The 19,125-nt window shown below is 70.4% G+C and carries 18 protein-coding genes and 2 tRNA genes; 12 read left to right on the top strand and 8 right to left on the bottom strand.

Going from position 1 to position 19,125, the window contains the following annotated elements; genetic code table 11:
- Positions 1-30: 30 nt before the first annotated feature.
- From dxs to recN, 3 genes are read left to right on the top strand one after another with little or no spacing between them, the layout of a single operon-like run.
- Positions 31-1,923: a 1-deoxy-D-xylulose-5-phosphate synthase gene (gene dxs / locus Strain318_RS08495; protein ID WP_367885278.1), complete on the top strand. Its 1,893-nt coding sequence runs from the start codon at positions 31-33 to the stop codon at positions 1,921-1,923.
- Positions 1,920-2,789, top strand: a complete 870-nt coding sequence (locus tag Strain318_RS08490) for an NAD(+)/NADH kinase (RefSeq protein WP_367885277.1) — start codon at positions 1,920-1,922, stop codon at positions 2,787-2,789. The genes dxs and Strain318_RS08490 overlap by 4 nt, the downstream gene beginning before the upstream one ends.
- The gene (gene recN, locus Strain318_RS08485) at positions 2,790-4,529 is read left to right on the top strand and encodes a DNA repair protein RecN (RefSeq protein ID WP_367885276.1); all 1,740 of its coding nucleotides are present in this window, start codon (positions 2,790-2,792) and stop codon (positions 4,527-4,529) included.
- Here recN and Strain318_RS08480 read toward each other — a convergent pair.
- Positions 4,505-6,166 carry a hypothetical protein gene (locus tag Strain318_RS08480; RefSeq protein ID WP_367885275.1) on the bottom strand — a complete coding sequence of 554 codons (1,662 nt, stop codon included), beginning with the start codon at positions 6,164-6,166 and terminating at the stop codon, positions 4,505-4,507. The two genes, recN and Strain318_RS08480, sit on opposite strands and share 25 nt — an antisense overlap.
- Before the next feature lie 45 nt (positions 6,167-6,211).
- On the opposite strand from Strain318_RS08480, the gene Strain318_RS08475 reads away from it, so the two are divergent.
- Positions 6,212-8,017, top strand: a complete 1,806-nt coding sequence (locus tag Strain318_RS08475) for a hypothetical protein (protein WP_367885274.1) — start codon at positions 6,212-6,214, stop codon at positions 8,015-8,017.
- 7 nt (positions 8,018-8,024) lie between these two features.
- On the opposite strand, the gene Strain318_RS08470 is transcribed toward Strain318_RS08475, so the two are convergent.
- The 6 genes from Strain318_RS08470 to Strain318_RS08445 form a co-directional block, all read right to left on the bottom strand.
- The gene (locus Strain318_RS08470) at positions 8,025-9,125 is read right to left on the bottom strand and encodes a pyridoxal-phosphate-dependent aminotransferase family protein (RefSeq protein WP_367887899.1); all 1,101 of its coding nucleotides are present in this window, start codon (positions 9,123-9,125) and stop codon (positions 8,025-8,027) included.
- 1 nt (position 9,126) lies between these two features.
- Positions 9,127-9,504: a fluoride efflux transporter CrcB gene (gene crcB, locus Strain318_RS08465; RefSeq protein ID WP_367885273.1), complete on the bottom strand. Its 378-nt coding sequence runs from the start codon at positions 9,502-9,504 to the stop codon at positions 9,127-9,129.
- Positions 9,505-9,573: 69 nt separating this feature from the next.
- On the bottom strand, positions 9,574-10,008 hold the full coding sequence (locus tag Strain318_RS08460) for a hypothetical protein (RefSeq protein ID WP_367885272.1): 435 nt from the start codon (positions 10,006-10,008) through the stop codon (positions 9,574-9,576).
- 113 nt (positions 10,009-10,121) lie between these two features.
- Positions 10,122-10,208, bottom strand: a tRNA-Leu gene (locus Strain318_RS08455).
- 77 nt (positions 10,209-10,285) lie between these two features.
- A tRNA-Gly gene (locus Strain318_RS08450) sits at positions 10,286-10,358 on the bottom strand.
- A gap of 50 nt (positions 10,359-10,408) precedes the next feature.
- Entirely contained in the window at positions 10,409-10,921 is a 513-nt protein-coding gene (locus tag Strain318_RS08445; protein WP_367885271.1) for a hypothetical protein, read from the bottom strand.
- A gap of 67 nt (positions 10,922-10,988) precedes the next feature.
- On the opposite strand from Strain318_RS08445, the gene Strain318_RS08440 reads away from it, so the two are divergent.
- Genes Strain318_RS08440 through cmk form a run of 8 tightly spaced genes read left to right on the top strand, consistent with a single transcriptional unit; the run spans position 10,989 to position 18,821 of the window.
- A complete protein-coding gene (locus tag Strain318_RS08440; protein ID WP_367885270.1) occupies positions 10,989-11,993 on the top strand; it encodes a M20/M25/M40 family metallo-hydrolase in 1,005 nt (334 codons plus the stop codon).
- 5 nt (positions 11,994-11,998) lie between these two features.
- Positions 11,999-13,075, top strand: coding sequence for an aspartate-semialdehyde dehydrogenase (gene asd, locus Strain318_RS08435; protein WP_367885269.1), 1,077 nt, complete (start codon positions 11,999-12,001; stop codon positions 13,073-13,075).
- Positions 13,072-14,424, top strand: coding sequence for a lysine-sensitive aspartokinase 3 (gene lysC, locus Strain318_RS08430; protein ID WP_367885268.1), 1,353 nt, complete (start codon positions 13,072-13,074; stop codon positions 14,422-14,424). Before asd ends, lysC begins: the two co-directional genes overlap by 4 nt.
- The gene (locus Strain318_RS08425; protein WP_367885267.1) at positions 14,424-15,116 is read left to right on the top strand and encodes a 4-hydroxy-tetrahydrodipicolinate reductase; all 693 of its coding nucleotides are present in this window, start codon (positions 14,424-14,426) and stop codon (positions 15,114-15,116) included. The genes lysC and Strain318_RS08425 overlap by 1 nt, the downstream gene beginning before the upstream one ends.
- The gene (gene dapA, locus Strain318_RS08420; protein ID WP_367885266.1) at positions 15,116-16,003 is read left to right on the top strand and encodes a 4-hydroxy-tetrahydrodipicolinate synthase; all 888 of its coding nucleotides are present in this window, start codon (positions 15,116-15,118) and stop codon (positions 16,001-16,003) included. Before Strain318_RS08425 ends, dapA begins: the two co-directional genes overlap by 1 nt.
- Positions 16,000-16,857 (top strand): 2,3,4,5-tetrahydropyridine-2,6-dicarboxylate N-succinyltransferase, encoded by an 858-nt coding sequence (locus tag Strain318_RS08415; RefSeq protein ID WP_367885265.1) that lies wholly within the window; start codon positions 16,000-16,002, stop codon positions 16,855-16,857. Before dapA ends, Strain318_RS08415 begins: the two co-directional genes overlap by 4 nt.
- Positions 16,858-16,876: 19 nt before the next feature.
- Positions 16,877-18,133 (top strand): 3-phosphoshikimate 1-carboxyvinyltransferase, encoded by a 1,257-nt coding sequence (aroA, locus tag Strain318_RS08410; RefSeq protein WP_367885264.1) that lies wholly within the window; start codon positions 16,877-16,879, stop codon positions 18,131-18,133.
- Complete coding sequence (gene cmk, locus Strain318_RS08405; RefSeq protein WP_367885263.1) at positions 18,126-18,821, top strand: (d)CMP kinase; 696 nt, start codon at positions 18,126-18,128, stop codon at positions 18,819-18,821. The genes aroA and cmk overlap by 8 nt, the downstream gene beginning before the upstream one ends.
- Here the strand turns inward: cmk and Strain318_RS08400 are convergent.
- Positions 18,818-19,120, bottom strand: coding sequence for a type II toxin-antitoxin system RelE/ParE family toxin (locus Strain318_RS08400; protein WP_367885262.1), 303 nt, complete (start codon positions 19,118-19,120; stop codon positions 18,818-18,820). The two genes, cmk and Strain318_RS08400, sit on opposite strands and share 4 nt — an antisense overlap.
- Positions 19,121-19,125 lie beyond the last annotated feature (5 nt).

Below are 19,125 nucleotides of genomic sequence, written 5' to 3'. Positions count from 1 at the left end.
CACCCCCATTTCCCAGTCCCACTCGTTGATATGAGCCTTCTCGACCGCGTGCAGGATCCCGCCGACCTCCGGCGAATGACGCCTGCCGAACTGGAGACCCTCGCGCAGGAGATTCGCGAGTTCTTGATCGCGACCTGCTCGGTGACCGGCGGCCACATCGGCGCCGGGCTCGGCGTCGTGGAGCTCACGATCGCGCTGCACACGGCCTTCAACACGCCGGACGACAAGCTCGTCTGGGACGTGGGGCACCAGGGCTATCCGCACAAGGTGCTGACGGGCCGCAAGGACCGCATGCACACGCTGCGCCAGGAGGGCGGCCTCTCGGGCTTCCTCAAGCGCACGGAGAGCGAGTACGACACCTTCGGCGCGGGCCACGCGGCGACGTCGATCTCCGCCGCGCTGGGCATGGCTGCGGCGCGCGACATCAAGGGCGGGAAGAACAAGGTCGTCGCCATCATCGGCGACGGCTCGCTGGGTTCGGGCCTCGCCTACGAAGCGTTGAACAACGCGGGGCATTCGGATCGCGACTTCATCGTCGTGCTCAACGACAACGAGATGTCGATCGCGCCGAACGTGGGCGCGATGCACAAGTACCTCACGCAGGTGCAGCGCAACCCGATCTACAACCGCCTGCGCAACAAGATCGGCGACCTGGCCGATCACGCGAAGGGGCCGTTCAAGGAAGCGGGCTCGCTGCTGCGCCGCTGGGAAGAATCCGTGAAGGCCTTCCTCACGCCGGGCGTGCTCTTCGAGGAACTCGGCTTCCGCTACTTCGGGCCCATCGACGGTCACGACATCCCGCAGCTGGTCGAGACGTTCAAGGCCGTGCGCGAGTTCAAGGGCCCGCGCCTGGTCCACGTGATCACCAAGAAGGGCAAGGGCTTCCCGGCCGGCGAGCACGGCGAAAAGTGGCATGCACTGCCGCCGGGCCACGATCCGCAGACGGGCAAGCAGCTGAAGGCCGCGACGGGCAATCCGAACTACACGGCGGTGTTCGGGAAGGCGCTGGCCGAGTTGATGGAGGAGTTCCCGAAGGCAATCGCCATCACGGCGGCCATGCCCAGCGGCACGGGCACGGGCACGGTGGCGAAGGCGCATCCGACGCGCTTCTTCGACGTCGGCATCGCCGAGGGCCACGGCGTGACCTTCGCGGCCGGCATGGCCGCCGAGGGCATCAAGCCCGTGGTGACGATCTATTCGACGTTCCTGCAGCGCGGCTACGACAACATCATCCACGACGTGGCGATCCAGTCGCTGCCGGTGATGTTCTGCATGGACCGCGCCGGCTTGGTCGGCGAGGACGGTGAGACGCACGCGGGGCTCTATGACATCGCGTACATGCTCGCCGTGCCGCACATGGTCGTGACCGCGCCCAAGGACGGCACGGAGTTCGTCGGCCTGCTGCGCAGCGGCCTCGCGCACACGGACGGGCCGTTCTGCGTCCGGTATCCGCGCGATCTGTCGCCGGACGTGCCGGCGCATGCGAAGGAGATTCCCGCGGTGCCGCACGGCACTTGGGAAGTACTGCGCAAGGGCGAGGGTCTCGCCATTCTCGCCGTCGGCACGATGGTGCAGGAGTCGCTCAAGGCCGCGGAGGCGCTGGCCGCCGAGGGATTGAGCGTGACCGTGGTGAACTGCCGCTATCTCAAGCCGCATGACGCGACCACGCTCACGGCGCTGCTCGCCACGCACCAGCAGCTGCTGGTGGTCGAGGAGGGCACGGTGGTGAACGGCTTCGGCGCGTACATGGCGGCGGTCGTGAACCAGATGGATCCGGGCGTGCGCGTCGTGGCGCACGGCGTGCCCGACCGCATCATCTACGCGGCGTCGCGCGCGAAGCAGCTGGCGCAGGTGGGCCTCGACGCCGCCGGCATCGCGGCCAAGGTGCGCGCGCTGCGCGAGTCCGAGGCCCTCGCGGGGTGACAACGCGGCTCGGCGTCGTCGGGCACGTCGGCTACGAGGGACTTGAGGAGATCCTCGGGTTCCTCGCCAGCGAAGCCACGGCGATGGGCTACAGCCTGGCGTACGAAGGGGAACTCGCGGCCATCGCGCCATCCGGCGCGACGCGGCTGGGCCATCCGAGCCAGATCGACACGCTCATCACCTTGGGCGGCGACGGCACGCTGATTCGGGCCGCGCGTTTCCTCGGTGGCGCCGACGTGCCGATCTTCGGCGTGAACCTCGGCAAGCTGGGCTTCCTCACCACCTGCCAAGGCGAAGAGTTTCCCGAGGCGTTCCGGCGCTTCGCCGCGGGCGGGCACAACGTGCAGGCGCGGATGGCGCTCGAAGCCCGCACGTGGACGCCGTCGGGCGCGCTGGGCATCCAAGTGCGCGCGCTCAACGACGTGGTGGTGCACAAGGGTGGCTACGCGCGCGTGCTACGCATGAAGTTGTCCGCCGGCGACGAACCGATCGCGAACCTCGCGGCCGACGGCGTCGTCGTGGCGACGCCGACCGGCTCCACGGCGTATTCGCTCTCGGCGGGCGGCCCGGTGGTCGTGCCGACGCTGCACTCGTTGATCGTCACGCCGGTGGCCGCGCACACGCTGGCCATCCGTCCGACGATCTTCCCGCCCGAGACGACGCTGCGCATCACGATGGATGACGAGCAGGACGAAGTGCTGCTCACCGCGGACGGGCAGGTGGGCATCGCGATCCCGCCGGGACACCTGCTGACGGTGCAGCGCAGCGCCCGGCCCGTGAAGCTGGTGCGTTTCGCAGACGTCACGTTCTTCACGCGGCTCCGGCACAAGCTCGGGTGGGGCGGGCCGCCGGCGCGCGACGGCTGAGTGCTCACCGAACTCCGGATCAAGAACCTCGCCATCATCGACGCCGTGACGCTGCCGCTCGCGTCCGGCTTCAACGTGCTCACGGGCGAGACCGGCGCCGGCAAGAGCATCATCGTCGGCGCGCTGGGCCTGCTGATCGGCGAGCGGGCCTCGAGCGATCTCGTGCGCACGGGCGCCGACAAGGCGACGGTCGAGGGCGTGTTCGACCTCCACGACCGTCCTGACCTGCTGAAGGCGCTCGACGAACGCGGCATCGAGTGCGAGGACGGCATCCTCGTCCTGAAGCGCGAGGTTGCGTCGGGTGGCGGCCGTGCGCGGGCCTGGGTGAACGGCTCGCCGGTGACGGCGAGCGTGCTGGCCGAGATCGGCCGCACGCTGGTGAACGTGCACGGGCAACATGAAGCGCAGGCGCTGCTCGAGCCGGAGGCACAGCGGCATATCCTCGATGCCTTCGGCGAAGCGGAGCGCGACGTGCAGGCGGTGGCCGAGGCCTGGCGCGAGGCGGAGGCCGCGCGGCAGGCGATTGCCTCGCTGCAATCCCGGCGCGACGACGCGGCGAAGCGCGCGGATTGGCTGTCGCACGTGGCGAAGGAGATCGGCGAGGCGCAGCTCAAGGAGGGCGAGGACGAGCGCCTCGACGAAGAGGCGCGGCGTCTCACGCACGCCGAGGAGCTCCAGCAGCTGGTGGGCGAGCTCACGGGCACCGTCGAAAGCGACGCCGAAGCGATGCGCGCGCTGGGGCACCTGCAGAAGCCGCTGGCGGCGCTGCAGAAGATCGACCCGAGCACGGCGAAGTTGCAGGAGCTCTACGACAACGCCTGGTACGCGCTGGAAGAACTCGCGCGCGAAGCGCAGGCGTACGCCGAGACGGTGGAGCACGATCCGGCGCGCCTCGCCGAGGTGGATGCGCGGCGTGACCTGCTGTTCCGGCTGATGAAGAAGTACGGCGGCAGCATCGAGGCCGTGATGCGCACGGGCAAGGACGCGCGCGCGGAACTGGACTTGCTGGACACGGCGTCGCTCGACATGCGCGGCCTCGAGCAGCGGGTGCAGGAGACCGATGCTGCGCTCCAGCGGGCGGCGGCGGCGCTCACCAAGAAGCGCAGGGCCGCGGCGACGGCGCTGGCGAAGGCCGTCGAAGCGCGGTTGCCGGACTTAGGCATGCCCGACGGCCGCGTGCTCGTGCACCTCGCGCCGCGAGAGACGATCGGTGCGTCAGGCGCGGAGGACGTGGAGTTCCGCGTGGCACTGAACGTGGGACACGAGGCGCGGGCGCTCGCGCGCGTCGCCTCGGGCGGTGAGCTGGCGCGCGTGATGCTCGCCCTCAAGACCATCCTCGCGCGGCTGGACAACGTGCCCACGCTGATCTTCGACGAAGTGGATGCAGGCATCGGCGGGCGCACCGGCCTCATGATCGGCGACGCCATGCGCGATGTGGCGGCGCACCATCAGGTGTTCGCCATCACGCACCTGCCGCAGATCGCGGCGCGCGCGCACCATCACATCGTGGTGCAGAAGGCGGCGAAGGGCGGCGTGACCACCTCAGACGTCGGCGTGGTCGTCGAAGCCGATCGTGTGGACGAAATCGCACGGATGCTCGGCGGCGACTCCGAGAGCGTGACGAGCCGCGAGCACGCGCGGGAGTTGCTGGCGACGGCGGCGGCTGGTGCTGCGACCGCGAGTGGCGCGGCGACGCGCGGCCGCGCCGGCGAGACTCAGCGTCCGAAGAGGCGCGTGTAGAAACGGAGTTGCACCCGGTCCTCCCAGCGGCGCGGCACGACACCGCGGCTGGAGCCCACCGACTGCTCGTGCGTGTAGAAGATCTCGAGGGGCAGTCTCGCGACGCCGCGGCGGCGGGAGTCGAGCGTGGAGTAGGAGAACGTCCACGCCCAGCGGTGCTCGTCGCTGTCGCTGGGCGCCTGCATGCCGCCGTCACCGTAGGGCACCGGCGTGGTGACCGCGGTGCCGTCGTCGATGCGCCACACGCGGTCGGCGCCGCGGACGCGATACCGCCATTCGCCGCCGATGCCGATGTAATCGTTGAGGACGTAGCGCGGGGCGAGGCGCAGGTCGAGCAGGCCTGCCGGCTCGATGCGAACCTGCGCGAGCTGCTCGGCGCCGATGAGATCCACGCCGGCGATCACCGGCACGCGGAGCGTCCGCTCGTGGGCGAACGCCTGCGCCCAGCCGAGCGTGACGGTCGCCCAGAGGCGCCGCGTGAGCACGACGTCCGTCATCGCGTGCAGGGCGATGGCGTCGTGCCCACTGCCCGTGCCGAGGTCGATGAAGTCCTCGGGCAAGTCGTAGTGCCCGCCCCCGACGCGATACGTGAGCGCGAGGCTCTGGCGGACGGCGATGCCGCGCGCCGCGGTATCCGCGGCCGATGGCACCCGGTCGAAGACGTTGAACGTGAGGCCGACATCGACATCGCCGAGGTTCTGCCGCGTGCTCTTGCCCGTGCCCTTCGCCTCGAGTCCGTCGGGGGCTGCATCGCGCAGGATGGCCGCGAGCTGGTCGGCCGTGATCGGCGTCTGCGCCGCGACGGGCAGGCCGGTGCTGGTCGAGACGTTGGTGACGCCCCACTGATTGAAGTTCGCGACGAGGCCGTTGCCGACCTGGGCGAGGGCGAGCTCGACGGCGTTGCCCTGCGTGGGGACGAACGGCTGGCCGGCGGCGAGGCCTGAGGCTCCGTAGATCGTGGCCAGCGCCGAGGCGAACTGGTTCGCGCGGGTGATGGTGGCCGCGACCTGCGGGCCCGCGGCGAGGATGCTGCCGCACTCCGGGTGGGCGCTGGCGTTGGCGGTGCAGGCATCACGGCGCGCCGTCAGCGCACTCGCGGCGGCGGTGTACGCGTCGACGACCGCGCGGTTCTGTGCGGCGACTCCGCTGCCGAGGGTGATGGGATTCGGCCCCATCGTGATCATGCCGTACATCGGACCCATTTGTGCCTCGGCGCGCACCCGCACGAACGGCGCTTGCACACGCAGCATCAGCCGGTCGCTGATGCCGTAGTCGAAGCCGAGCCTCGTGATGGCCAGGCGCTGGCGCAGGTCCGTCTGCGGGTGCCCCAGCGTCGCGATGGCGTCTGGCGCACCAAGGGACTGCAAGACGTCCTGCACCACCGCCATCTCGCGGAGCACCGTGCCGTCGAGCGGGGCGTCGAGGCCGGCGCCGAGCGGCTGCGACACGCCCTGGTTCCAGCGGCCGCGCAGGAGGATGTTTTCGCCCGTGATGGACGTGCGCAGGGTCCCGCGCTTGATGGTCGTCGCGTCCTGCGACGGCCCCAGCACGCGCTGCGCGAGCGCAGCCGGCTGCAGGGCAGCGGGCAGGACAGGCGCCAGGAGCAGCGCGACGAGGGCGAGCGAAAGTGAGCGCATGGCGGATCGGTCGGGTAATTTACCCCGCTGTCCCCGGAACCCGTCATGACGCTCCAATCTTCGCTCGATCCCGCGCTGGCCCCCCTGCCATCTGTGCCCTGGCAGGTCACCGGCAACCATTGGCTCTCGCTGCCGTGCATCCACCCGCACGACGGGGCCATCCACGCCGTCGGGCTCCTCCACCGGGGAGCGCGGTCTGCCGTGGAGTTCGCGGGTGCGGCGGGCTTTGTGCAGGGCGAGGGGCCGGCGCTGGCGCGGCCGGTGATCCGCGTGGACGGCGCGCCGGTGGAGCTCGCGCGCGCCGGCATCGCCTGGGAGCGCGCGCTGCATTGGCTGCCGACGTTCACGTCGATCGCGGGCGACCTCGTGGTGCGCGGAACCGTGTTCGCGCCTTTCGGCCAGGACGCGGACATCGCCGGCGCGGTGTACACGCTGGCGTTCGAGAACCGCGGCAAGCGCCCGGTGCAGCTCGAGGTCGGGCTCGAAGGCACGCTGGGCCATCGGCAGCTGCGTGTCCGCACGCCGCGGCCGGCCGAGGACGCCCATCGCATCCGCGAGGCCGCGGGCGGCGTGGTCATTCTCGACGGCGTGGCGGTGCCGGGCATCGCCGCGCTGGCCCTCGCCGCGGACGGCGACGCACGGGTGGCGCTCACCGAGGCGGCGACGCCCAGCTATGCCATCACGCGCACGCTCACGCTCGGCGCAGGCGAACGCACGGAGCAGGCGTTCTACATCGCCGCCGGCCCCGAGCGCGACGGTGCCGAAGCGACGGTGGGCGTGATGCGCCGCCGCGGCTGGCGCGCCCTGCTCACCATCACGCGTGACGCGCTGCGCCTGCTCGAGCAGAGCACGGGCATGGACTCGCTCGACGCGCTCATCAACCGCAATCTCTGCTTCGCGTATTTCTACGGTGTGGGCCGCGCGCTGGACGACGCGCAGTACTACCTCGTGCGCAGTCGCGCGCCGTGGTGTGCCTGGGGCGTGACGGTGCGCGACTGGGAAGCCTTGGCCTGGACGGTGCCCGCCGTGCAGCTGGCGGACGCGCCCTTGGCGCGCGAGTTGATCCTCCGCGCCTGCGAGCTCCACGGCTACGCGCCGGGGCGTGGCGTCCACTACCTCGACGGCACGCTCTTCGAGCCCGGCTTCACGCTCGAAGGCTGCGCGTCGTACGCCGTCGCCACCGAGCGCTATATCCGCGAGACCGGCGACGACCAGATCGTCGAGGAGCCCATCCTCGCCGACACGCTCTACGCCACCAGCGACGACCTCGCCGCGCGCCGCGACGAGCAGCATCCGCTGTACCACACCGAGGTCACGCTCGATCGCCGTCCGGCGGCGCAGCCGTTCACGCTGCACGGCAACGCGGTCGTCGCCTATGCACTGGACGCGCTCTCGCGCACCCTCGACGAAGAAGCGGCCGCCGACATCCAGAACGCGGCCGCCGTGCGCGCCGCCCTGCGGCGTCACTTCAGCGTGGGCAGCGAGGCCAAGGCCACACTCGCCGCCGCCACCGACCTCGGCGGCAAGCACGATCTCGACGATGATCCGGTTGGCTCAGCGCTTTGGCTCCCGATGTGGGAGGGCATCGAGCGCAGCGACTCGCTCTACCGGCGCACCGCCAAGCGCCTGCCGGAGACGGATCGCCTGGTGATGAAGATCGCCCGTCTGTTCGGTCCCGAGGCCGGCGAGACGCTCGAGTGGCTGCGCGTGGCGCCGCTGTACCAAGGACTCGCCGCCGAATCCGTGGACGAGCAGGGCGCGGCGCTCGGATACGGTGGGGACGCGGCCCTGAGCGGGTTGCTGGCCTACGCCGTGTGGTACACGGTGCACGCGTACGGGCTGAGACCGTAGCGGAGCGCTAGCGCGGGGCGGCGCGCAGCACGTCGGTCAGCGCCTCGAGACAGGGCGCGAGGTGCTCCGGCCGCAGGTCGCCCATGTGGCCGATGCGGATGGTCGAGTCCTTGAGCTGGCTGTAGCCGCGGCCGATTGTGAAGCCGCGGTCCTCCAAGGCCGCGACGACCTCGCGTGACTCCCGATCCGGCGGGAGCGCGAGGCAGCTCACGCTGAGGCTGCGTGCCCCGGCCGGCGCCTGGAACGTGATGGCGATGCCTTCGGCCTGCCGATCGCTGACCCAGCGCTCGACCATCGCCTGCATCTCGGCGTGGCGCGCCCAGCGAGCCTCGATGCCCTCGGCGGCGATGTCCTGGAGCTGCGCGTCCGCGGCGTAGAACAGCGGAATCGCGGGCGTCGATGGCGGTCCGCCGCGCAGTGCGGCCTCCTCGTGTTCGAGCGGGTCGAGGTAACGTCCGCGGCCCGGGACCACCGCCGCCTGCAGGATGTACGGTTCACTCGCGACCGCAAACGCGAGTCCCGGCGGCAGCGCCAGCGCCTTCTGCGACCCGGTCAGGACGAAGTCGAGCCCCCACGTGTCCGTCTCGACGGGGCTCGCACCCACGCTGGTCACGGCATCCGCGAGGCACATCACGCCGTAGCGATGCGCCAGCTCGGTGACCGCGCGCAGGTCGCAGAGCGTACCGGTGCTGGTTTCCGAGTGCACCACGGTCAGCGCCGCAAAGGGCTCCTCGACCAGGTGCCGCTCGATCAATCCCAGCGGGTGCACCTCGCCCCATGGCACCGACACGCGGCGCACGCGTCGGCCGCATTGCTGCGCGACGGTGGCGAACCGCTCCGAGAACGCGCCGTTCACGAGCGAGAGGATCGGTCCCTCCGGCGCGCCGCGGATCGCCATCTCCATCAGCGCCGTGGCGGAGGCCGAGACCGCGAACACCGGCCGCGTCGTCCGGAAAACCTGCTGCAGGTTGGCCACGACGCGCGCGTGGAGGGCCAGGAACGCCTCGCCGCGGTGTGACTGCATCGGCTGCGCCATCGCCTGAAGGATCTCCGGGCGCACGTCGGTGGGCCCGGGAAACAGGAAGCGGCCGAACGGGCGCACCGTCATCTCAGGCACGGGTGAGCGAGAACCCAGCCGCCGCAGCGACCACGGCGAGCCCGACGCTGAGGAGGACGTATGCGGTGGCCTTCGCCAGGGATGTGGACTGCGCCAGCACGACCGTCTCGAGCGAGAACGTGGAGAAGGTCGTGAAGCCCCCGAGCAGCCCGACTCCGAGGAACGCGCGCAGTGCCGGCGACGCGTCGGGGCGCAGCATCGAGGCGCCGGCGAGCAGGCCGAGCGCGAAGGAACCCGCGACGTTGATGCCGAGCGTGCCCCATGGCATCGCCGTCGAAGCGGTCGGCAGCAGCCGCCCTACGCCGAAGCGGAGCAGGGATCCGATCGCGCCGCCGCCGGCGACGCCGAGGAGAACGGACAGGGAGGGCACATCGGAAACATAAGCGGCGCGCCGGAGGCGGGGCATCGCATCACCCCCGTTCCCGCCGGCGCGTGGCGCTTACTCGATGTAGAGGCGATACGCGCCCGTCTCACCACCGCGGTACGACGTCGCCGCGATGTAGTAGCGCCCCGGCGGCAGCCGCACGGTCACCCAGGCGTCGCCGCTCTCGCCGCTGTCGTCGTCGGAGGTCACGAGCTCGTCCCACTCATCGAAGAGCATGAGGTAGGCATCGAACTCCGTCGACTCCAGGTACAGGTCCACCCACGTCGTCTCGTGGACGCGGAGCTCGTAGTAGTCGACGTAGCTCTCGGTGGCGTCGTCGGTGAGGCAGTCGTAGCCGGTGAGGGCCGCGTCGACGGTCGAGGGCTGATACACGCGCCGCGCCGCGCAGCGGTCTTCGACGATCACCGTGTCCGGGCCCGTGACGTCGACGCAGGCGGCGACGGGCAGGGCGAGGGCGAACACGAGGGCGAACGATCGGACGGCGCGCATGGGAGTCCTCCGCAGGGGACGAACCGCTGTTGCGCCGTCGTAACCCCGGCTCAGCGCAAAGGTGCCGTGGGTTCCGCGAGTTCCGCCCCGCGCGCCTGCGCCGGGGTCCCGCATGCCGGGGGTGGGGATCGAACCCACACGGAGGTTGCCCTCCAAGGGATTTTAAGTCCCTCGCGTATCGCCAATTTCGCCACCCCGGCCACGCCTCAACATGCCGAAAACACGACGGGAGCGCCTCGCTGAGGCGCTCCCGTCGGTCCTGCGTCGCTCCGATCAGAGCGGGAAACGGGACTCGAACCCGCGACCCCAACCTTGGCAAGGTTGTGCTCTACCAACTGAGCTATTCCCGCGTGCCCCCAAGTCTATCGTACCCGACGCGGAGCGACAAGCGGGGCCGGGCCTACAGATACCGAGCGACCGCCATCCCGAGGGCCGAGAGCGTCAGCAGTCCAACGGCGATGCTCGTGCTCACGTTCGCCCGCACCCGCAGCCGCGCGATGCTCGCCTCGGCCGCCTGGCGGGCCGGGCCGTCGAGCGTCGCCATCTGCGCCGCCAAGGCCCCCAACTGCACCGAGGCGGGACGCGAGACAACGAGCGCCACGATGAACCCGATGATGCTGGCTGCGCCGGCCGCCGCGTACGTGTGGCCTTGTGTGCTGTGGAAGTAGTCCGCACTGAATCTGCCGGAGACGATCCACAGCAGCCGCACGCCGGAGAGCATCGTCGCAAGCGCGGCGAGCGGGAGGATGGTGAACAGCTTGCGCCGCTGCAGTTCGGCGATGATCGGTCCGGCAGCCGGGCCGGAGCGGGTGATGGCCGGCACGGCGAACACGGAGGAGTAGATCCCGCCGCCCACCCAGAAGATTCCGCAGAGGATGTGGATGGCCCGGAGGGCAAGCATTTCGTAGGGCATCGGCAGGGCGAGAGGGGGGGCGGTCGCTCTGCAAGACGCTACGCCTTACGAGTAAGTTTCTCCAGCCATGAACACCCCTGTCGACGTCGTCGCGCTCGCCGCAGAACTCCTCGCCATTCCCTCCACCACGCGCGACGAAGGCGCCGCGGTGGATTCCGTCGCGCGCTGGCTCGTCGCGCGCGACTGGAACGTGACGGTGCAAGAGGTCACACCGGGCCGCGGCAACATCTGGGCCTCGCGGAAGGGCGGGGGCGTGACGCTCTCGACGCACCTCGACACCGTACCGCCGTACGTGCCGCCGCGGCGCGCCGAGGGCCGGCTCTACGGGCGCGGCGCCTGCGACGCCAAGGGCATCGCGGCCGCAATGATGGTCGCCGCCGATCGCCTCGTCCACGCCGGCGAAGAACGTGTGGATCTGCTGTTCGTCGTCGGCGAGGAGCGTGGTTCAGATGGCGCTCGTCTCGCCAACCAACTGCCCGCCACGTCCAAGTGGCTGATCAACGGCGAGCCCACGGAATCCGTGCTCGCCTCCGGCTGCAAGGGCGCGCAGCGCGTCATCGTGCGCACGAAGGGCCGCGAGGCCCATTCGGCGTACGCCCACCTCGGCGAGAGCGCGATCACTCCCATGCTCCAGCTGCTGCAGGAACTGCAGCAGCTCAAGCTCCCGGAAGATCCGATCCTTGGCCCCAGCACCGTGAACGTGGGCCTGATCCGCGGCGGCACCGAGGCCAACATCGTCCCTGGTACCTGCGAGGCGGAGATGATGTTCCGCCTGGTCGGCGACGTCGCCGAGATCAAGAAGGTCCTCAAGCCCTGGGCGCAGGGTCGCGCCGAGCTCGAGTACGGGTCGCACATCCCCGCGCAGCACTTCCACACGGTGCCGGGGTTCAAGACCGCGCCGATGGCGTACACCAGCGACATCCCCTTGCTCGGCAATTGGGGCACCCCGCTGCTCTTCGGCCCGGGATCCATTCACGTGGCACATACGCCCGACGAGTACATCGAGGAAACGGAGCTGCGCGCCAGCGTGGACAGCTACGTGACGCTCGTGAAGCACCTGCTGCACGGATGACGCCAGTGACTGACTCCCGCCTGCCGGTCGCGGTCCTCGGTGCCACGGGCGCCGTGGGCCAGACCTTCGTCCGCCTGCTCGCCGGCCACCCGTGGTTCCGGCTCGCCGAGGTCGCGGCCTCGGACCGCTCGGCAGGCAAGCGCTATGCGGATGCGACGAAATGGATCGAAGGCGTGATGCCCGACGAGGTGAGGGATCTCATCGTGACCACCTGCGATCCGACGCAGGTGTCCGCGACGATCGTGTTCTCGGCGATGGACGCTGACGCCGCGGCCACCGTGGAGCCCGCGTTCGCCATGGCCGGCCGCTTCGTGCTCAGCAACACCAAGACCTTCCGCATGACGGACGACGTGCCGCTCGTCATTCCGGAAGTGAACGCCAGCCATCTCGCGCTGCTCGACGCCCAGAAGGCCAAGGGCTGGAGCGGTGGCGTAGTGACGAACGCGAACTGCGCCGCCATTGCCGCGACGATGGCCCTCGCGCCGCTGCATGAGCGCTTTGGGCTGACCGAGCTCTTCATCGCGACGATGCAGGCGCTGAGTGGCGCGGGTTACCCGGGCGTGCCTTCGCTCGACATCCTCGGCAACGTCATTCCGTACATCGGCGGCGACGAGGAAGGGAAGATCGAGCGCGAGATGCAGAAGATGCTCGGCACCGTCGAGGGCGCGCGCATCGCGCAGGCGCCCTTCGTCGTCAGCGCCCACGCCAACCGCGTGCCCGTCGAACACGGCCACACCGTCGTGATGTCGGCCAAGTTCCGCCAGAAGCCGTCGGTGAGCGAGGCGATTGCCGTCATCCGCGCGTGGAAGGGCGAGATCGCCGACCTGAACTTGCCGAGCGCACCGCGCGAGCCGCTGGTGCTGGCCGAACAGCCGGACCGCCCGCAGCCGCGCCGCGACGTGAACGCCGGCAACGGCATGACCGTCACGGTCGGCCGCGTGCGCGAAGACGCGATCTTCCACCTCAAGCTGGTCGCGATGGGGCACAATACCATCCGCGGGGCGGCGGGCAGCGCGGTGCTCAACGCCGAGGCGCTGGTGGCGACGGGGCGGCTCGGCTGGACGCCGCCGGGGCGCGCATGATCGTCTGCAAGTTCGGTGGCACGTCGGTCGGCGACTCCGCGGCGATTGCGCGCACGGTGGGCATCGTGCGCAGCAAGCTCGAACGCGAGCCGGTGGTGGTCGTGTCCGCGCTGGCGGGCACGACGAACCGACTCATCGAGCTGGCCGAGCATGCCGCCAAGGGCGATCTCATCGTCGCGCTGGCCATCTGCGAGGAACTGCGCGCGCGGCATCTCGCGACGATCGAAGAACTGATCGGCGATCACGCCAGCCACGATGAGGTCGCCGCCGACACGGGCGCGATGTTCGACGAACTCGCGCACCTGGCCGAGGCGCTGTCGGTGCTCGCCCACCTCACGCCACGGTCGCACGACGCCGTCGCCTCGATGGGCGAGCGTCTCTCGGCGCCGATCGTCGCGGCGGCGATGTCGAAGGCAGGCTTGCCTGCCGTATATGTAGACGCCCGCCGCGTCATGGTCACCAGCGAGGACTTCGGCCGCGCCGAGCCGCTCACCGACGACATCGCCATCGCCTGCCGTGCGGCCCTCGCGCCACTCTTGCGCGACGGCAAGGTCCCGGTCCTCGGCGGCTACATCGGCTCCACGCGGTCCGGCGTGACCACCACACTCGGCCGCGGCGGCTCGGACTTCTCGGCCTCGCTCTTCGGCGCAGCCATGGACGCCGAGGCGATCGAGATCTGGACCGACGTCGACGGCATGCTCACGGCCGACCCGCGCGTGGTCTCCGGCGCGCGGCTCATCGGCCACATCCGCTTCGACGAGGCCGCCGAGCTGGCGAACTTCGGCGCCAAGGTGCTGCACCCCAGCACCATCGCGCCGGCGGTGAAGCAGGGCATCCCGGTGTTCGTGTTCAACTCGCGGAAGCCTGAGGGCACGGGCACGCGCATCACCTTCGACGCGCCGCGTACGCCCGTGCGCGCCATCGCCGGCAAGACGCGCACCGTCGTGGTGAAGATCCGCTCGCCGCGCATGCTGGCCACGCCTGGCGCGCTGCGGAAGATCTTCGAGGTGTTTGAGCAGAACCGCACGTCGGTGGACGTGGTCGCGACCTCCGAGGTCAGCGTGAGCGTGACGCTCGACGACGACCAGCACCTCGACGCCGTGGTGGCACAGCTCAGCGCCTTCGGTGACGTCTCGGTGGAGCGGCATCGCGGCATCGTCGCGCTCGTCGGCGCGGGCCTCGGGGAGCACACCGAAGCGATGGCCACGGCGCTGCAGGCGCTGGGCAACCTGCGCTTGCATATGGTCTCGCTCTCGGCGACGGGCATCAACCTCACGCTGATCGTCGACGGCGACCAGGTGAACGAGGCGATGCAGCGCCTGCACGCGGCATTCTTCGGAGCGGCCTAATGACCAAGCTCGCGATTCTCGGCGCCGGCAAGATGGGCAAGCTCCTCGCGCAGCTCGCGCCCGAGAGCGGGTTCACCCTGGTCGCGCAGCTCGACAAAGCCGAGACGGCCCGCGGCCTCACGGCACAATCACTGCACGGCGCGGACGTGGTCATTGAGTTCACGGAGCCGCAGGCTTCGGCCGCGCTGGTGCGGCAGTGCGCGGAGTTGGGCGTGCCGGTCGTCAGCGGCACCACGGGCTGGGACGCCGAGCGGGCGCTGGTCGAGACCTTCGTGCGCAACGGCAAGGGCGCGTTGCTCTGGGCGCCGAACTTCGCGTTGGGCGTGCACCTGTTCGCGAAGGTGGTGGAAGAAGCGGCGCGGCGCTTTGCGAGTGACCGCGCGGGGTTCGATGCGCACTTGATCGAGACGCATCACAGCAAGAAGCTCGATGCGCCGAGTGGCACGGCCCGCATGCTCGCGATGGTCGCCGAGCGCGCGCAGGGTAAGGCGATGCCCGTGACCAGCGTGCGCACCGGACATGTGCCCGGGACGCACGAGTTGGTGTTCGATGCCGCCTTCGAGCAGGTGCGGCTCGTGCACGAGGCCCGCGACCGTCGCGTCTTCGCCTCCGGCGCGCTGGCGGCCGCCAAGTGGCTGGCGGGGCGGCGCGGCGTGTTCACCCTTGATGACTTCCTTGGAGACGTGATCTGATGACCGCTCCCCTTCGCGGTGCGATCACCGCGCTCGTCACGCCGTTCAAGTCCGACGGCTCGGTGGACGAAGCGGCACTCGCCGCCCTGGTCGATTGGCAGATCGCCGAGGGCATCCACGGGCTGGTGCCGGTGGGCTCGACGGGCGAGGCGGTGACGCTCTCGTTGCCGGAGCGCGAGCGCGTGGTGCGCGTCGTCGCCGAGGCGGCGAAGGGCCGCGTGCCGGTAATCGCCGGCGCGGGGTCCAACGACACCGCGGCGGCCATCGAGGCGTCGAAGCTGCTCGGTAAGGCCGGTGCCACGCACCTGTTGCATGTGTCGCCGATGTACAACAAGCCGCCACAGCGCGGCATCGTGGCGCACTTCACGGCTGTCGCCGATGCGTCGCCGCTGCCGGTCGTGCTGTACAACGTGCCCGGGCGCACGGGCAGCAACATGACGGCCGAGACGACGCTGAAGTTGGCCGAGCACGCCAACATCTGCGCCGTGAAGGAAGCCAGCGGCAACACCGGGCAGATCGACGCCATTCTGCGCGGCCGTCCCGAGGGCTTCGGCGTGCTGAGCGGCGATGACGGCCTCACGCTGGCGGTGATGGCCGCCGGCGGCGACGGCGTGATCTCGGTGATCTCCAATGCCGTGCCCAAGCTCTGCGCGCAGCTCACGGACGCGCTCGCCAAGAGCGACCTCGCCACGGCGTCGCTCATCCACCATCGCCTCGCACCGCTCGTGGATGCGGCGTTCATCGAGAGCAATCCGATTCCCATCAAGGCGGGCCTCGCGATGATGGGCAAGGTCAAGAACGTGCTGCGCCTGCCGCTGGTCGCCATGGACGCCAAGCACGAGGCGCGCATGAGCGCTGCGCTGCGCATCGCGGGGGTGACGCTGTGACGCTCAAGCTCACGCCCGAACAGCTCGAGCAGCAGGTCGAGCGCCTGTTCCCGTTGGCAGTGGAGAAGCAGCCGCCGGAGACCGAGGCCGTCGTCGGCGCGCTGCTCGAGGCGCTCGAAGCCGGCGACGTGCGCTCGGCGACCAAGGACAAGAAGGGCAACTGGAAGGCTATCGCGTGGGTGAAGCGCGGCATCCTGCTCGGCTTCCGCGCCGGCAAGATCGTCGAGCTCTCAGGCAAGGACTCCCCGTTCCAATTCTTCGACAAGCACACGTATCCGCCGCAGCGCATGACGGTGGCCAAGGGCGTGCGGCTCGTGCCGGGCGGCTCGTCGGTGCGCCGCGGCGCCTTCGTGGCCAGCGGCGTCGTGTGCATGCCGCCGATGTACATCAACGTCGGCGCCTACGTGGGCAGCGGCACGATGGTGGACTCGCACGCGCTGGTCGGCAGCTGCGCGCAGATCGGCGAGCGCGTGCACTTGAGCGCCGCCGCGCAGATCGGCGGCGTGCTCGAGCCCGTGAACGCCTCGCCGGTGATCATCGAGGATGATGTGATCGTCGGCGGCAACTGCGGCGTGTACGAAGGCACCGTGGTGCGCGAGAAGGCCGTGCTCGCGGCGGGCGTGGTGCTCACGCGGGGCACGCCCGTGTTCGACCTCGTGAAGGAGAAGGTCTACCGCGGCACTGCGGATGCGCCGCTGGAGATTCCCGCTGGCGCGGTGGTCGTGCCGGGTGCCCGTGCGGTGAAGGGCGGCTTCGCGGCGGAGCAGGGGCTCTCGCTGCAGACGCCCGTCATCGTGAAGTACCGCGACGAGAAGACGGATCTCGCGACGGCGCTCGAATCCTGGTTGCGCTGAGCCGAATCTTAGGACGCCCGTGACCCGCATCCGCGTTCCCGGCGACAAGTCGATCTCCCATCGCGCGCTCATGCTCGCCGCGCTGGGGCGCGGGACGTCGCGCGTGCGGGGCATCCTGCAGAGCGCAGACATCGAGGCGACGGCGCGCGTGCTGCGTGCGCTCGGCGCAACGATTCCGCCGCTCGACGCATCGGAGCTAGTCATCGAAGGCGTGGGCCTGCGTGGGCTGCAGCCGCCGAGTGTGCCGTTGGATTGCGCGAACTCCGGTACCACGGCGCGCCTGGTCGCGGGCATCGTCGCGGGCGCGGGGTTCGACGCCGAGTTCGTGGGTGATGCGTCGCTGAGCCGGCGGCCGATGGGCCGCGTCGCCGCGCCGCTGCGCGCGATGGGCATCGAGGTCACGCGGCCCGAGCATGGCGGCCTGCCGATGCGCCTCCACCGCGGCAGTGTGCAGGGCGTCACGTGGCGTCCCGCCGTCGCCAGCGCGCAGGTGAAGAGCGCCGTGCTCTTGGCGGGACTCGTGGGCAACGTGCCCGTCGAGGTGCAGGAGCCCGTGCCGACGCGCGATCACACCGAGCGGATGTTGCAGGCCCGGGGCGTGGACCTGCGCGTCGAGGGCGATACCGTTTCGCTGTTGCCGGCCGCGCGCCTCGACGCCGCCGACGTCGACGTCCCCGGCGACCCGTCCTCGGCGGCGTTCATTGCCGGGCTCGCCGCACTGGGCGCCCTCCGCCGCGAGGTGCGCATCGAGAACGTCGACGTGAATCCTTGGCGCGTCGGCGGCTTCCGTGCGTTGCGGCGGATGGGGGCGCTCCTCCGCTACGAGGACGAGGCGTTGCAGGGCGGCGAACCCGTCGCGACCGTCGTCTGCGGTCCGGGTGCGCTTCAGGGCATTTCGATTGCGCCGGAGGAAGTGCCGAGCTTGATCGACGAACTACCGCTTCTGGCGGTGGTCGCGGCGCGCGCGGCGGGCGAAACGCGGGTCACCGGCGCCGCCGAGCTCCGCGTGAAGGAGAGCGACCGCATCGCCGCGGTCGTGAGCGGCCTGCGCGCGGTCGGCGTCTACGCCGAGGAACTGCCCGATGGATTCGTCGTGCGGGGCAGCGACCGCCCGCTCACGGGCCGCGTGGTCACGCATGGCGACCATCGCATCGCGATGGCCTTCGGCGTGCTCGGTGCCGTGCCCGGTAACGCCATCACTGTCGACGACCCATCGTGCTGCGCCGTGAGCTGGCCTAGCTTCTGGGACGATCTCCAACGCCTCACGCATGACTGACCGCCGCCGCCCCCTCGTCGTCGCCATCGATGGACCCGCCGCCTCGGGCAAGAGCTCGACCGCGAAGTGGGTCGCGCGCGAGCTCGGGCTCCGCCACGTGGACTCGGGCTCGCTGTACCGCGCGGCTACCGCCGCGGCCCTTCGCACGGAGCCGGAGAGCGCCCGCTGGACCGAGGCGAGCGTGCTCGCCGCCGCGGCGCCCATTCACCTCGTCCCCGGCGAGACGACCTTCCATCCGCACCTCGGCGACGAGGACCTCGAGTTCGTCATCCGCGGCAAGGACGTGACGTCACATGTGAGCCAGGTGGCGCAGATGCCTGCCGTGCGTGCCTGGGTGAACCGTCAGGTCCAGGCGACCGCCGAGGGCCACCCGATCGTCGTCGACGGGCGCGACATGGGCACGGCGGTGTTCCCGCAGGCGCGGGTGAAGGTCTTCTTGATCGCCGATCCTTGGGAGCGGGCGCGCCGCCGCCTGGTGCAGCGCCTGCAGCGCGCGCCGGAGGAAGCGGAGATCGCGGCCGAAGTCGATGCGCTGACGCAGCGCGACGCCAAGGACGAGGCGCAGACGCAGCAGGCCTCGGATGCGGTGCTGATCGACACTACCTACCTCACCCAAGAGGAGCAGGTCGAGCGGATCGTAGCGCTGGCACGGGCGGCCCTCGCGGGGCCGGATCGTCCCGCGGCCTAGTTGGTGCCGGGCGGCCACTCCGCCGACGATCGTCTCAAGTGCACGATTCCAAGGATCACGATGCTGGCATCGGTGCTCTCGAAGTACACCGCGTAGGGGAACCTGCGGACGAATGCGCGCCGGACGTTGTGCCGCACCGACCTGTGCGAGCCAGGCGACGATGCAATCCGGCCGACGGTTGCTGCCACCTCACTTAGCAACTTCTCCGCGGCGACAGCGTTTCTTTGCCGGTACCAACGAAAAGCCGCGCCCAGTTCGGACGCGGCTCTGGCTGTGAATCGAATGTCGGCGGTTGGCACTCTCG

Source organism: Pseudogemmatithrix spongiicola (genome assembly GCF_030623445.1).
In the GTDB taxonomy this organism is placed as follows: domain Bacteria; phylum Gemmatimonadota; class Gemmatimonadetes; order Gemmatimonadales; family Gemmatimonadaceae; genus Pseudogemmatithrix; species Pseudogemmatithrix spongiicola.
This window is presented reverse-complemented; position numbering and strand designations above follow the sequence as displayed.

What these genes read in the sequence shown, in the direction of transcription:
- lysC (WP_367885268.1), top strand. Translation starts at nt 13,072, where the DNA reads ATGATCGTCTGCAAGTTCGGTGGCACGTCGGTCGGCGACTCCGCGGCG.
- Strain318_RS08475 (WP_367885274.1), top strand. Translation starts at nt 6,212, where the DNA reads ATGACGCTCCAATCTTCGCTCGATCCCGCGCTGGCCCCCCTGCCATCT.
- Strain318_RS08480 (WP_367885275.1), bottom strand. Translation starts at nt 6,166, where the DNA reads ATGCGCTCACTTTCGCTCGCCCTCGTCGCGCTGCTCCTGGCGCCTGTC.
- Strain318_RS08460 (WP_367885272.1), bottom strand. Translation starts at nt 10,008, where the DNA reads ATGCGCGCCGTCCGATCGTTCGCCCTCGTGTTCGCCCTCGCCCTGCCC.
- dxs (WP_367885278.1), top strand. Translation starts at nt 31, where the DNA reads ATGAGCCTTCTCGACCGCGTGCAGGATCCCGCCGACCTCCGGCGAATG.
- Strain318_RS08440 (WP_367885270.1), top strand. Translation starts at nt 10,989, where the DNA reads ATGAACACCCCTGTCGACGTCGTCGCGCTCGCCGCAGAACTCCTCGCC.
- Strain318_RS08470 (WP_367887899.1), bottom strand. Translation starts at nt 9,125, where the DNA reads ATGACGGTGCGCCCGTTCGGCCGCTTCCTGTTTCCCGGGCCCACCGAC.
- dapA (WP_367885266.1), top strand. Translation starts at nt 15,116, where the DNA reads ATGACCGCTCCCCTTCGCGGTGCGATCACCGCGCTCGTCACGCCGTTC.
- Strain318_RS08445 (WP_367885271.1), bottom strand. Translation starts at nt 10,921, where the DNA reads ATGCCCTACGAAATGCTTGCCCTCCGGGCCATCCACATCCTCTGCGGA.
- Strain318_RS08425 (WP_367885267.1), top strand. Translation starts at nt 14,424, where the DNA reads ATGACCAAGCTCGCGATTCTCGGCGCCGGCAAGATGGGCAAGCTCCTC.
- cmk (WP_367885263.1), top strand. Translation starts at nt 18,126, where the DNA reads ATGACTGACCGCCGCCGCCCCCTCGTCGTCGCCATCGATGGACCCGCC.